The sequence below is a fragment of the Pseudomonas sp. LB3P25 genome (assembly GCF_054897985.1).
The window spans coordinates 1,126,498-1,139,229 of the sequence record NZ_CM142711.1; the positions used below are offsets into that span (position 1 = coordinate 1,126,498).

General features: G+C 60.7%; 9 protein-coding genes. 7 read left to right on the forward strand and 2 right to left on the reverse strand.

Going from position 1 to position 12,732, the window contains the following annotated elements; all coding sequences use genetic code 11:
• The first annotated feature begins 240 nt into the window (after nt 1–240).
• From ACYZTW_RS04870 to ACYZTW_RS04890, 5 genes are all read left to right on the forward strand, one after another.
• Entirely contained in the window at nt 241–2,451 is a 2,211-nt protein-coding gene (locus tag ACYZTW_RS04870; protein WP_462003954.1) for a DUF1631 domain-containing protein, read from the forward strand.
• A gap of 64 nt (nt 2,452–2,515) precedes the next feature.
• The gene (gene ampD, locus ACYZTW_RS04875) at nt 2,516–3,076 is read left to right on the forward strand and encodes a 1,6-anhydro-N-acetylmuramyl-L-alanine amidase AmpD (protein WP_462003955.1); all 561 of its coding nucleotides are present in this window, start codon (nt 2,516–2,518) and stop codon (nt 3,074–3,076) included.
• On the forward strand, nt 3,073–3,909 hold the full coding sequence (gene ampE, locus ACYZTW_RS04880; RefSeq protein ID WP_462003956.1) for a regulatory signaling modulator protein AmpE: 837 nt from the start codon (nt 3,073–3,075) through the stop codon (nt 3,907–3,909). The genes ampD and ampE overlap by 4 nt, the downstream gene beginning before the upstream one ends.
• Nucleotides 3,910–5,523: 1,614 nt before the next feature.
• A complete protein-coding gene (locus tag ACYZTW_RS04885) occupies nt 5,524–6,228 on the forward strand; it encodes a methyl-accepting chemotaxis protein (protein ID WP_462005701.1) in 705 nt (234 codons plus the stop codon).
• 238 nt (nt 6,229–6,466) lie between these two features.
• A complete protein-coding gene (locus ACYZTW_RS04890; RefSeq protein WP_462003957.1) occupies nt 6,467–6,856 on the forward strand; it encodes a hypothetical protein in 390 nt (129 codons plus the stop codon).
• Here ACYZTW_RS04890 and ACYZTW_RS04895 read toward each other — a convergent pair whose 3' ends face one another.
• A complete protein-coding gene (locus ACYZTW_RS04895) occupies nt 6,857–7,633 on the reverse strand; it encodes a TatD family hydrolase (RefSeq protein WP_462003958.1) in 777 nt (258 codons plus the stop codon).
• Between the two features lie 3 nt (nt 7,634–7,636).
• Entirely contained in the window at nt 7,637–8,632 is a 996-nt protein-coding gene (cra, locus tag ACYZTW_RS04900; RefSeq protein ID WP_462003960.1) for a catabolite repressor/activator, read from the reverse strand.
• A 288-nt stretch (nt 8,633–8,920) separates the two neighbouring features.
• On the opposite strand from cra, the gene ptsP reads away from it, so the two are divergent.
• Both ptsP and pfkB read left to right on the forward strand, forming a co-directional pair.
• The gene (gene ptsP, locus ACYZTW_RS04905; RefSeq protein ID WP_462003961.1) at nt 8,921–11,782 is read left to right on the forward strand and encodes a phosphoenolpyruvate--protein phosphotransferase; all 2,862 of its coding nucleotides are present in this window, start codon (nt 8,921–8,923) and stop codon (nt 11,780–11,782) included.
• Nucleotides 11,782–12,723 carry a 1-phosphofructokinase gene (gene pfkB, locus ACYZTW_RS04910; protein ID WP_462003962.1) on the forward strand — a complete coding sequence of 314 codons (942 nt, stop codon included), beginning with the start codon at nt 11,782–11,784 and terminating at the stop codon, nt 12,721–12,723. The genes ptsP and pfkB overlap by 1 nt, the downstream gene beginning before the upstream one ends.
• Nucleotides 12,724–12,732: the final 9 nt, after the last annotated feature.

Here is a 12,732-nt window from a genome sequence, read left to right on the forward strand (position 1 = left end):
GCTGGGCAACCCAAGGCATCAGCGGCGTTCGCATCGCTCTGAAACCTGCATTTGGTCGATTCGCCTGAGCAATCGGCACTCAGTCAGCGTCTGCTGTAAGCGTCTATTTCAATGGGAAACGCAGAGTCTGCTGGTACAGGGGACATCTTTTGCAAGATAATCCGCCTTGCTTTTGACGTCATGGCTTTGACGTGGATTTGGATTGACGACTTCGAAGACTCACCGTTTCAGGAGGCCTGAATGCACAACGACGGGAATGTAGTGCCTTTGCACAAGGTTGCTACGGACCAGGCGACTCACTCGCCGCTCGCCCGCCTGCCTGTGATTCTGCTTCAGGTTCGCGACAAGGCCGCTCAACAGCTCAGGCATGGTTTGCAGGAACTGTTCGATAACGCCGACGACACGCTGTTCGAAATGGCCGATCGGGCCCGCAATGACGTCGAACAGAACCTCTTCTTCGAAGCCATGCGCGACTTGCGCCTCAAGCGCAAAAACATCGAACGCGGCTTTCTCGAACAATTCTTCGAGGCGTTTGTCAGCCTCACCCAGTACGACATCACTCACTCTGCCTTGCCCCAGGCGTTGGCCTTCGACGCCTCGGTGGCGCTGCCCGATGACGACAGGGAGCGCAACGTGGCAGTGGAAGCGATGGTCAGCAAAGTGCTGAACCGCGACGGCTTCGCCCTGGACCAACTGACGGCCCGACTCCGCGCACTGCTGGGCAGGGAACTGCTCGATCAGCACAATCCCATGGGGCCGGCGATGCTCTGCGAGTACTTTATGCAGGCCGGGCGCAACCTGGGCGTGGAGATCAAGGTCAAGCTGATCATCCTCAAACTGTTCGAACGCTATGTGCTCAGGGATGCCAATCAGCTCTACGCCGAAGCCAATCAGTTGCTGGTCGCCACCGGTGTTCTGCCCGACCTTAAGCCCGCCCCTGCGCGTCGGGCCACGGATCGTGCGGCTGCCGGCGTCGCTACTGACCCCGCGCCGGCCAACACCCGCGCAAGCGGTCCGCCAATCGACGACAGCGTGCCGGAAGTTTTCGCGGCGTTGCAGCAATTGCTGTTTCACGTGCGTGGCAGTGTCGCGCCGACCCTTGAAGCCAGTGCTCAGACACAGCCGATTTCCACCCGTGACTTAATGCGGCTGCTCTCGCACTTGCAGCAATACGTGCCGGCGTCGGCAGCCCAGGACGACTTCGATCTGCGAAACCAGCTCGAACAACTGCTGACCCGGGTCAGCGTCAAAAGTGGCAAGTCACGCGTGGTCGGGGTGGCTGACGAAGACGTGATCAACCTGATCGCCATGCTCTTCGAATGCATCCTCGATGACCGCAACCTGCCGGACTCGCTCAAGGCATTGATCGGCCGTTTGCAGATCCCGATGCTGAAAGTGGCGGTGCTCGACAAGAGCTTCTTCAGCCGCAGCAGTCACCCGGCCCGGCGCCTGCTCAATGAAATCGCCACCGCAGCCATGGGCTGGGGTGAGTTCGATGACCATGAACGCGACAGCCTGTATCTGCGCATCAAGCAAGTGGTGCAACGGTTGTTGAGCGATTTTGTCGATGATCCGGCGGTCTTTTCCGAATTGCTGGCGGATTTTCTCGCCTTCACCAGCGACGAGCGCCGTCGCAGTGAGCTGTTGGAGCAACGTACCCGTGACGCCGAAGAAGGCCGCGCCAGGACTGAGCTGGCCCGCCAGCGCGTCGAACAGGTGCTGAATCAGGCCTTGTTGGGCAAAGTATTGCCGCAACGGGTGGTGGTGTTTGTCCAGGAAGCCTGGAGCAAAGTGTTGCTGCTGACGTGTCTCAAGTACGGCGATCAGTCGGACGAGTGGCACGCCGATGTGCAGTCCATGGAGCAATTGATCTGGAGCGTGCAGCGTCATGATGAACCCGATGCGAGCCTGCGCTTGTTGGCACTGGTGCCTGGGTTACTCAAGTCGTTGCGCGACGGGCTGAGCAGTTCGGCATTCGATCCGTTCGCCACCAGCGAGTTTTTCAGTGAGCTGGAAGCCTTGCACGTTCAACTGTTCGAACGTCCAGGGCAAAAGCTTGGACAGCCCGTCGATACACCGGTAATGGTCGAAGTTGTGCAGGAAATCGTCCTGCGAACCGCCGACGAAGGGCCGGTCGATACGGCGTCATTGCGCTTGCCGGAGGACGATGCCGGACTGCTTCAGGTCGATCAACTGCGGTTGGGGTGCTGGGTCGAGTTTCAGGAAGACGAGGACAACACCCTTCGCTGCAAGCTGGTGGCGATCATTGAAGCTACCGGCAAGTACATTTTCGTCAACCGCACCGGGATGAAAGTGCTGGAGCGCAGCCGCACCGGTCTGGCTCTGGAATTCCACCGTGGCGCGGTGCGCGCGCTGGACGACACTTTGCTGTTCGACCGGGCGCTGGAGTCGGTGATCGGCAACCTGCGGCGCCTCAATCACGGCAAGTGATCGCGTCCCGAGGGTCTATCGCGGCATACTGGGCGCCAACACAGTCGTCGTTGAAGGAACCTGTATGCAGTTGGACCCCGCGAGCGGTTGGTGTCAGGGCGTGCGTTTATGCCCTTCGCCCAACTTCAATGCGCGCCCCACGGGCGAAATTTCCCTGCTGGTGATCCACAACATCAGTTTGCCGCCAGCGCAATTCGCCACCGGCAAGGTGCAGGAATTTTTCCAGAATCGCCTGGATGTCACGGAGCATCCCTACTTTGAAGGGATCGCCGACCTGCGTGTATCTGCGCACTTTCTGATCGAACGTGACGGCACTGTCACTCAGTTTGTCTCTTGTCTTGAGCGTGCCTGGCATGCCGGCGTCTCGAGTTTCGAAGGGCGGGAAACCTGTAACGATTTTTCCGTGGGCATCGAACTTGAGGGCACGGATGATCTACCGTTCACCGACGCTCAGTATCAAGCGTTGACGACCCTGACCCGGCAGCTGCAAAGCGCCTTCACGGCCATTACCGCACAGCGCATTTGCGGGCATAGCGACATCGCACCCGGGCGTAAAACCGATCCGGGGCCAGCGTTCGACTGGGCACGCTATCGCGCCGCCCTGGCAAAAGAGGAACAACAATGAGTTTTCTGGTGTTGCTGTTGGCGGTCTGGATCGAGAAGTTTTCGGCCCTGCGTCATCGGGTTCAGCGCGATGGTGGATGGGTTCGCGAGCTGAACAAGCTTGAGGTCAGTCCGCGTCTGGCGAAAAGTCCGTGGTTGATTTTGGTGATACTGGTGTTGTTGCCAGTAGCACTGTTGGGATTGCTGCTGCTGGTGCTGGATCCGGTGGCTTACGGTCTGCTGGCGTTGCCGGTGCACCTGCTGGTGGTGATTTACAGTTTGGGCCGCGGTGATCTGCTGGCGGGTCTCGGGCCGTTTCGCGATGCCTGGCGCCGGGAAGACCTGCAAGCTGCCGCTCATGTAGCGGACCGCGATGTGGGTATCTGCGCCGATAGCGGCGAACAACTGCTGGAACGGGTCGAAGGGCATCTGCTGTGGGAGGCTTATCAGAGCTTTTTCGCGGTGATTTTCTGGTACTTCCTGCTGGGTCCGGTCGCGGCCTTGAGCTATCGACTGCTGGCCCTGGCCGAAGAGCACGGGCAGAACCCGGCCGTGGTCGAACGCGCCGCACAACTGCGTCATGCGTTCGACTGGGTGCCGGTGCGTTTGTTGGCGGCGAGTTTTGCGTTGGTCGGCAACTTTGTCGCGGTCAGCCGAGTGATGCTGCACGAGCTGCTGAACTGGAACATCAGCGCCGCCCAATTGATCGAGAAGGTCGGGCTGGTGGCCGGTGAAATCCCGGCCCCGGTGGTCGGGCCTGACGGCATCAACAGCCTCGACCGGATCTGGGAACTGTTGCTGCGCGCGGCGGTGCTCTGGTACGCCGGTTTTGCGTTGTGGACTGTCCTTCCCTAAGCACACTGACCCCTTGTAGCAGCTGCCGAAGGCTGCGTCCGGCTGCGCAGCAGTCGCCAACTCAGTCACCGCGGTTTGTCAGGCTCACCGCGCGATCAGGATTTACGACTGCTTCGCAGCCGAACGCAGCCTTCGGCAGCTGCTACAGGACCGCGTACGCTGTGTCGTTAACCTTAAGTTACAAAACCTCCCGCCGATTTGAGCTATACAGAGACAGCGTCGAATAGTGGCTATCTGCTGTCGGCCCGCGCCTGCCAATAAAAATAAGAAATCAAAGGGAGACTTCCAGTGAAGAGCTTGCTCTATCCCGCCGTCGCGCTGATGAACCGCCTGAGCTTTGGCATGAAGTTCAGCCTGATCAGCGTGCTGTTCCTTGTGCCGATGCTGGTGACCAACTTTTATCTGGTGCGCGATTCTTATCGAGAATTCCAGGGTACCCGGGTCGAACTGCAAAGCCTCGACCTGCTGGGCAGCAGTCTGACGTTACGGCGCGATCTGGAAACCCTGAACAACCTGGTGCAGATCAACGTCACCCTCGGTCAGTCCGGCAAGGCCGGCAATGTCGAGTCGCAGATCAGTACCCTGGGGCAAAGTGTGCTGAGCCATTTGCAAGGGCTGACGGCGATGACCACTGACCCCGAGCAAATCATGGTTTTCGATGGCAAACGCGATGAAATGATCGCCGCGTTCAAGGCCCAGCAAGCGGAAAACTCCCTGCAAAGCAAAAGCGGGATGATCGGCAAATTGCTCGGCAACGCGCAAATTTTCAGTCAGATCATCGCCAGTCAGGCCGGCCTGAGCCGCGACACTCAGAGCGACATGCGCCAACTGAGCGAACTCATCACCAATGTCACCCCGCCGGTGACCCAGCTTCTGGGTGAGGGCCGGGCGATGGGCTCTTTTTCGCTGGGGCAGGGCTTTCTCAACTCGGCATCGAGTACCCGTTTTGATGAGTTGCTGGCGCAGATCGAAAAACTGCAGGCCGAATATGCCCTGAAGTTGCAGGACGCGCTGGGTTCCAGCAAAGCGGCACGGGAAACCCTGGCCGCTCAGGCCGATAGCAGCAAGGCGTCGTTGAAAAAGGCCAGTGAACTGTTCGAAGAGCAGGTGGTGATGGCCGACACGCTCGATGCGCCTTGGCAGGGCTTTTACGATCAAGTCACGGGCCTGATGGACCAGACGTACCAACTCAATGAAGCCACCCTGAAGTTTCTTGGCGCCCAGTTACAACAGCGACTGGAACAGAACCGCACCCACATGGTCTTGCAGGCCGTGGCGCTGTCGGTGGTGTTTGTGTTGATTTTTTACCTCTACGGCGGCTTCTACGCCTCGACCCGCACCACCCTCAAGCGTCTTGGCGCGGTGATGGACAAAGTCGCGGCCGGCGACATGACGGTGACCTTCAGCGCCAACAGCCGCGATGAACTGGGCGAGTTGGGCGAGGTGTTCAACGGCACCGTGAAGAAAATCCATGACCTGATCGAGCGGGTTGGCCAGACCGTCGGTGAGGTCGAGCGCCAGGCCGGGCAGGTGGAGAACGTCTCCGCCCAGAGCAACCAGGCGGTGGCGGGGCAGCGCACTCAGATCGAGCAGGTCGCCACGGCCATGAACCAGATGTCGGCCACGTCCCTTGAGGTGGCACGTAGTGCCGCTGCGGCGGTCGCCAGCGCCCATAGCGTCAACGATGAGACCATCAGCGGGCGCGGGCTGGTGGCGTCTCAGCAGGGCAGTATCGCAGCCCTTGCCACAGAGATCGATCAGTCGGTGCTGGTGATCAATCAACTGGCCAGCGACAGCCAGTCCATCAGCCGCGTGCTGGAGGTGATCAAGAGCATCGCCGAACAGACCAACCTTCTGGCCCTCAACGCCGCCATCGAAGCCGCCCGGGCTGGTGAACAGGGGCGTGGTTTTGCGGTGGTGGCCGATGAGGTCCGGACACTGGCCAAGCGCACTCAGCAATCGACCGAGGAAATCGAGCAGATGATCGCCAAGCTGCACAGCGGTGTCGGCGCTGCGGTGAAGGCGATGGGCACCAGTCATCAGATGGCCAACGGCACGGTAGGGCAGTCGGAAAAAGTTCAGCAAGCGCTGGAAAACATCCTCGGTGCCGTCGGCATGATCGTCGATCAGAACCAGCAAATCGCCGCCGCGGTAGAGCAGCAGACCGCCGTGGCCCATGACATCGATCAAAACATCGTAGAGATCAACCGCGCCGGCGAACGCACCGCCGACGGTGCGCACCAGACCGAGGACGCCAGTCGTGCGTTGTCGGCCCAGGTGGTGGAACTCAAACAGCTGATCAGCGCCTTCCGGGTCTGAAACCACCCCGGCACACCTGTGGGAGCGAGCCTGCTCGCGAAAGCGGTCTGTCAGTCGACATCAATGTTGAGTGATATACCGATTCGCGAGCAGGCTCGCTCCCACAGGTTTTTATGCTCCGTCTGTAGTATTTATTCCCTTCTCAGGTCGGCAGTTTCCTTTTTTCCTCCGTCGTCTGGTTTTTCGTCTTTAATGAAGGAATATCAATCACTTGGACCTGCCCTGAGGAGGCTTGGTTATGTCTGCTGCAACGATTGGAATCCAGGGTCATTGCGCTCATTGCGGGAGCACACTTCTGCTCAAACCCTGGCAACTCAACGCCATTGCAATTAACGAAGCGTTCACGTGTTCCCACTGCCAGAAAGCGTTGCAACTGAACGATCCGAAACAGATCAAGCGCTTCAAATCCCTCGACTCCCTGGCATTGCTGCGGGCGAGCACGTTGGTCATGGTTTGCACCGCGTTGCTGGTGGCGTTGGTGTTGGAGTGGATCGGGATATTCAGCGTCGTGGAGCAGCTGAATTTTTCGCTGTTGGCGATTCTCGTCTATTTCGCCGTCATGCGGTTTGCCCGGCACCGGCAACACATGACGCTGACGCTGGAAGCCGCCAAGGCCCACGCCGACTGATTACCAGTTGAACAGCTCACAGGCATTGGCCGTGCTGGCGGTGGCCAATTGCTCAGGGCTGATCGCCATGATCCCGGCCAATGCCGAGCAGATTGCCGGCAGGTGCGCCGGGCTGTTGCGTTGGCCGGGGAACATGGCGGGCGCCATGTCCGGCGAATCGGTTTCCAGTACCACCGATTCAAGCGGCAATTCGGCCAGCACACGATGCATGCGCAGGGCTTGAGGCCAAGTCGCGGCACCGCCCAGGCCCAGTTTGAAACCGAGCTTGATGTATTCGCGGGCTTCTTCTTTGCTGCCGGCGAAGGCATGAATGATTCCCGCGTGCTTCAAGCGAAACCGTTTAAGCGTGGCAATCACTGCCGCGTGGCTGCGTCGCACATGAATCAGCGCGGGAAGATTGAAGTCAGCCGCCAGTTGCAGTTGCGCATCGAACAGTGCCTGTTGACGTTCACGGTCCAGGGTTTCGATAAAGTAATCCAGACCGATCTCGCCCACGGCGCACAGCTGTCGATGGCCGGTTAATCGAGTCAGCCAGTCACCGAGTTCCGTCAGGTCTTCGGGACGATGATCATCCAGATAGACCGGATGCAAGCCGAACGCCGCATGCAGGTCGGGATCGCTTTGCACCAGATCCCAGACCCGTTGCCAGTTGGCCTTGTAAACCCCCAGCACCACCATCCGCCGCACTCCGAGGGCGCGGCTCTCGGCCAGCAGCGCCTGACGATCATCGTCGAAGTCCGGAAAGTCCAGATGAGTGTGGCTGTCGATCAGCTCCACGGTTCAGTCCTGGCGAATACGCTGCTTGAAGGTCCGCGCGATGGCTTGCACGCCGGGTCGGTAATCCGATTGCTCGATGGCGGCCAGCGCCAGTTCCAGGGCCTTGTCGGCGATGAGCTGATGCTGCTGGGCCATGGCGTTGACCGGCAGCGGCAGAAAATCCAGCAGCTGCGTGTCGCCGAAGGTGCCAAGTCGCAGCGGGCGGGTTTTGAGCGGGAAGTCGTGCAAGGCATCGAATACGCCCTGAAGCAGCACGTAGGACGTGGTCACCAGCGCATCCGGCAAATGGCCCAGACGCTGTAGCAGTTCTTCCATCAACTGTTTGCCGCACTCACGGCTGAACGACTCGCCGTGTTCGATCAGCACCTCGCCTTTGAATCCGGCCAGAGCCTCTTTGAATCCTGCGGCCCGCTCCTGGCTGATGCTCAGTTCGGGGCGTGCGCCGATCAGTGCGATCTGCTTGGGCAGCGGGTCCAGTAGACTGCCGGTCAGTTGCAGGCTGGCCCCGCGGTCATCGCTGATCACCGAGCAGAAATGCTCAGGCTCCATGACCCGGTCGATCGCGATGATCGGAATGCCCTTGGCCTGCAATTGGCGATAGCTGTCATCGCCGGCCGGCAGGCAACTGGCAACGATCAACGCGTCGCAGCGCCGGGCCCGGAACAGTTTCAGCAATTGCCGTTCGCTGTCCGGCGCATCGTCAGAACTGGCGATCAGCAGCTGATAGCCGCGAGCGCGGGCGCCTTGTTCCAGCAGTTTGGCGATTCGCGCGTAACTGGGGTTTTCCAGGTCCGGCAGAATGAAACCCAGGGTTCGGGTGTGCCGACTGCGCAGCCCGGCAGCCTGGGGATTGGGTGTAAAGCCATGTTGTTCGACGACCGCGCGCACGCGCTCGACGGTGGCACTGCTGATACGTTGTTGTTCTGCCTTGCCATTGATGACATAGCTGGCGGTGGTAACGGACACACCGGCCAACTGGGCGATATCACTGAGTTTCAACCCGGGTTTTCCTTGTTTTTTCGAGCTTGCCTCGACATTTTCGCCAATCCTACCCGATTAAGGCAGACGACCATCGTCGCGACGCATCCGACAATTGGGCTTCAAGGATGAGACATTATCGAGTAACGTGCCAATCATTCTAGATTAAACGTTTCAGCAAGCGTATTTTCTACGTTATAGGCTCCTTTGCCGGTTCTGCCGCGAAACCGCCAAAAGTTGTGATTAAGGGCCTAAGCTGAATCATTCAAAACAATACCTGGCGTCACAAGGCGCCAAAAAGGAGAAAGCATGCTCGAGCTCACCATAGAGCAGATATCCATGGGGCAGTCGGCTGTGGATAAGTCCGCAGCGTTGCACCTGCTGGCCCAGCATCTGGTCGCCGATGGCCTGGTGGCCGAGGGTTATCTCGCCGGATTGCAGGCGCGCGAAGCCCAGGGCTCGACCTTTCTCGGTCAAGGTATTGCCATCCCTCACGGTACGCCGGAAACCCGCGATCAGGTGTTTTCCACCGGCGTGCGGCTGATGCAGTTCCCTGAAGGCGTGGACTGGGGCGACGGTCAGATCGTCTACCTGGCGATTGGTATTGCGGCCAAATCCGACGAACACCTGCGTCTGTTGCAACTGCTGACCCGCGCCCTCGGCGAAACCGACCTGGGCCAGGCCCTGCGCCGCGCCAGTTCCGCCGAAGCTTTGCTGAAACTGTTGCAAGGCGCGCCGCAAGAACTGGCGCTGGATGCACAGATGATCGGCCTCGGTGTGTCCGCCGATGACTTCGAAGAGCTGGTCTGGCGCGGTGCGCGTTTGCTGCGTCAGGCCGACTGTGTGAGCAACGGTTTCTCGGCCGTGTTGCAGCAAGTCGACGCGCTGCCGCTGGGCGATGGCCTGTGGTGGTTGCACAGCGAGCAAACGGTCAAGCGTCCGGGCCTGGCGTTCGTCACGCCGGACAAACCCATGCGTTACCTCGGTCAGCCGCTCAGCGGTCTGTTCTGCCTGGCCAGCCTCGGTGAAGCCCATCAGGCCTTGCTCGAACGCCTTTGTGCGTTGCTGATCGAAGGTCGCGGCCACGAATTGGGCCGCGCCACCAGCAGCCGTAAAGTCCTCGAAGTCCTTGGCGGCGAGCTGCCGGCCGATTGGCCCAGCGCTCGCATCGCCCTGGCCAACGCCCACGGCTTGCACGCGCGTCCGGCGAAGATCCTCGCGCAACTGGCGAAAAGTTTTGAAGGCGAAATCCGCGTACGCATTGTTGATGGCCAGGACAGCGCCGTGTCAGTGAAGAGCTTGAGCAAACTGCTCAGCCTCGGTGCCCGTCGCGGTCAGGTGCTGGAATTTGTCGCCGAACCGAGCATCGCCGCCGATGCCTTGCCAGCCTTGCTGGCGGCCATCGAAGAAGGCCTCGGTGAAGAAGTCGAACCGCTGCCCGCCGTGAGCCAGCAGCGCGAAGTGATCGCCGATGTGGCCGAAGTGGTCCTCGCACCAGCGTCCGGCAGTCTGGTTCAGGCCATTGCCGCCGCACCGGGCATCGCCATCGGCCCGGCGCACATTCAAGTGCTGCAAACCATTGAATACCCACTGCGCGGTGAGTCCGCCGCCATTGAGCGCGAGCGTCTCAAGCAGGCGTTGGCGGACGTGCGTCGCGACATCGAAGGCCTGATTGAACGCAGCAAGTCCAAGGCCATTCGCGAGATTTTCATCACCCACCAGGAAATGCTCGACGACCCGGAATTGACCGATGAAGTCGACACCCGTCTCAAGCAGGGCGAAAGCGCCGAAGCGGCGTGGATGGCGGTGATTGAAGCGGCGGCCAAACAACAGGAATCGCTGCAGGACGCCTTGCTCGCCGAGCGCGCTGCCGACTTGCGTGATATCGGTCGTCGGGTACTGGCACAGTTGAGTGGCGTCGAAACCCCGAGCGAGCCTGAGCAACCGTACATTCTGGTGATGGATGAAGTCGGTCCGTCCGATGTCGCCCGCCTTGATCCGGCCCGCGTTGCCGGCATCCTCACCGCCCGTGGCGGTGCTACCGCTCACAGCGCCATTGTCGCCCGAGCCCTCGGTATTCCAGCGTTGGTCGGTGCCGGTCCGGCCGTGTTGCTGCTGGCGCCGGGCACGCCGTTGCTGATTGATGGTCAGCGCGGCCGCCTGCACGTGGACGCCGACGCGGCGACCTTGCAGCGCGCCACCGAAGAGCGCGACACCCGCGATCAGCGTCTGAAAGCGGCCGCCGAACAACGCCATCAACCGGCACTGACCACTGACGGCCATGCGGTCGAAGTGTTCGCCAACATCGGCGAAAGCGCCGGCGTGACCAGCGCGGTGGAGCAGGGCGCCGAAGGCATTGGCCTGCTGCGCACCGAACTGATTTTCATGGCCCACTCGCAAGCGCCGGACGAAGCGACCCAAGAGATTGAATACCGTCGTGTACTCGATGGCCTGGCCGGTCGGCCGCTGGTGGTACGTACTCTCGATGTCGGCGGCGACAAACCGCTGCCCTATTGGCCGATTGCCAAAGAAGAAAACCCGTTCCTCGGCGTGCGTGGTATTCGCCTGACCCTGCAACGTCCGCACATCATGGAAGCGCAATTGCGCGCGTTGCTGCGTGCGGCGGACAACCGTCCGCTGCGGATTATGTTTCCCATGGTCGGCAGCGTTGATGAGTGGCGCCAGGCGCGGGACATGACCGAACGCCTGCGTCTGGAAATTCCGGTTGCAGACCTGCAATTGGGGATCATGATTGAAGTGCCGTCAGCTGCATTGCTGGCGCCGGTGCTGGCCAAAGAGGTCGACTTTTTCAGTGTCGGCACCAATGACTTGACCCAATACACCCTGGCGATCGACCGTGGTCATCCGACCTTGTCGGCCCAGGCTGACGGCTTGCACCCGGCGGTGCTGCAACTGATCGACATCACCGTGCGCGCGGCGCATGCCCACGGCAAGTGGGTCGGCGTGTGCGGCGAGTTGGCGGCCGATCCGCTGGCGGTGCCGGTGCTGGTCGGTCTGGGTGTGGACGAGCTCAGTGTGTCGGGTCGCAGCATTGCCGAGGTTAAGGCGCGAGTTCGCGAACTCAGCCTGGCCCAGACTCAAATCCTTGCCCAGCAGGCCCTGGCCGTGGGCAGCGCCAATGAAGTGCGCGCACTAGTGGAGGCCCTGTAATGGCCAAGATCCTGACCCTGACCCTCAACCCCGCGCTGGACCTCACCGTCCAGTTGCCGGTCCTTGCACCCGGCCAAGTCAACCGTAGCGACGAGATGCACACGCATGCCGCCGGTAAAGGCGTGAACGTGGCACAAGTGCTGGCGGACCTCGGGCATCAGCTCACGGTCAGCGGTTTCCTCGGGGAGGACAACCTCCAGGCGTTCGAAACCCTGTTCGCCAAACGCGGTTTTGTCGACGCGTTCATCCGTGTTCCCGGTGAGACGCGCAGCAATATCAAACTGGCGGAAAGCGCTGGGCGCATCACCGACATCAACGGTCCCGGACCTTTGGTAAGTGAAGCCGCGCAGCAGGCGTTGCTTGATCGACTTGATCAGATTGCACCCGATCATGACGCGGTCGTCGTTGCCGGCAGCCTGCCCCAAGGCATCAGTCCTCAGTGGTTGCAGGCGTTGATTGTGCGTTTGAAAAATCTCGGTTTGAACGTGGCGCTGGACACCAGTGGTGAAGCCTTGCGGGCGGCGCTCAAGGCTGGCCCGTGGCTGATCAAACCCAATACCGAAGAGCTGGCCGACGCGCTGGGCTGCGAGGTGGTTTCGGTGGCTGCGCAAGCGCAAGCCGCGAGCCGCTTGCACGCTCAAGGCATCGAGCACGTGGTGATCTCCGACGGCGCCGATGGCGTGAACTGGTTCAGTGTCGGCTCGGCGATGCATGCCACGCCGCCCAAGGTCAGTGTCGTCAGCACGGTGGGCGCAGGCGATTCGTTGCTGGCCGGCATGCTCCACGGTTTGCTCAGCGCCGACACGCCTGAACAGACCTTGCGCACTGCCACGGCGATTGCCGCGATGGCGGTCACCCAGATCGATTTCGGTATAGGCGACGCCACGCAGTTGGCGCGGCTCGAACAGGGCGTGCGCATGCGCAGCCTGACAGAACAATAAGAGGGTTTG

Excerpts from the sequence above, each read along its gene's own strand:
- ACYZTW_RS04870 (WP_462003954.1), top strand. The coding sequence starts at position 241 with ATGCACAACGACGGGAATGTAGTGCCTTTGCACAAGGTTGCTACGGAC.
- ACYZTW_RS04890 (WP_462003957.1), top strand. The coding sequence starts at position 6,467 with ATGTCTGCTGCAACGATTGGAATCCAGGGTCATTGCGCTCATTGCGGG.
- ampE (WP_462003956.1), top strand. The coding sequence starts at position 3,073 with ATGAGTTTTCTGGTGTTGCTGTTGGCGGTCTGGATCGAGAAGTTTTCG.
- pfkB (WP_462003962.1), top strand. The coding sequence starts at position 11,782 with ATGGCCAAGATCCTGACCCTGACCCTCAACCCCGCGCTGGACCTCACC.
- ACYZTW_RS04885 (WP_462005701.1), top strand. The coding sequence starts at position 5,524 with ATGTCGGCCACGTCCCTTGAGGTGGCACGTAGTGCCGCTGCGGCGGTC.
- ptsP (WP_462003961.1), top strand. The coding sequence starts at position 8,921 with ATGCTCGAGCTCACCATAGAGCAGATATCCATGGGGCAGTCGGCTGTG.
- ampD (WP_462003955.1), top strand. The coding sequence starts at position 2,516 with ATGCAGTTGGACCCCGCGAGCGGTTGGTGTCAGGGCGTGCGTTTATGC.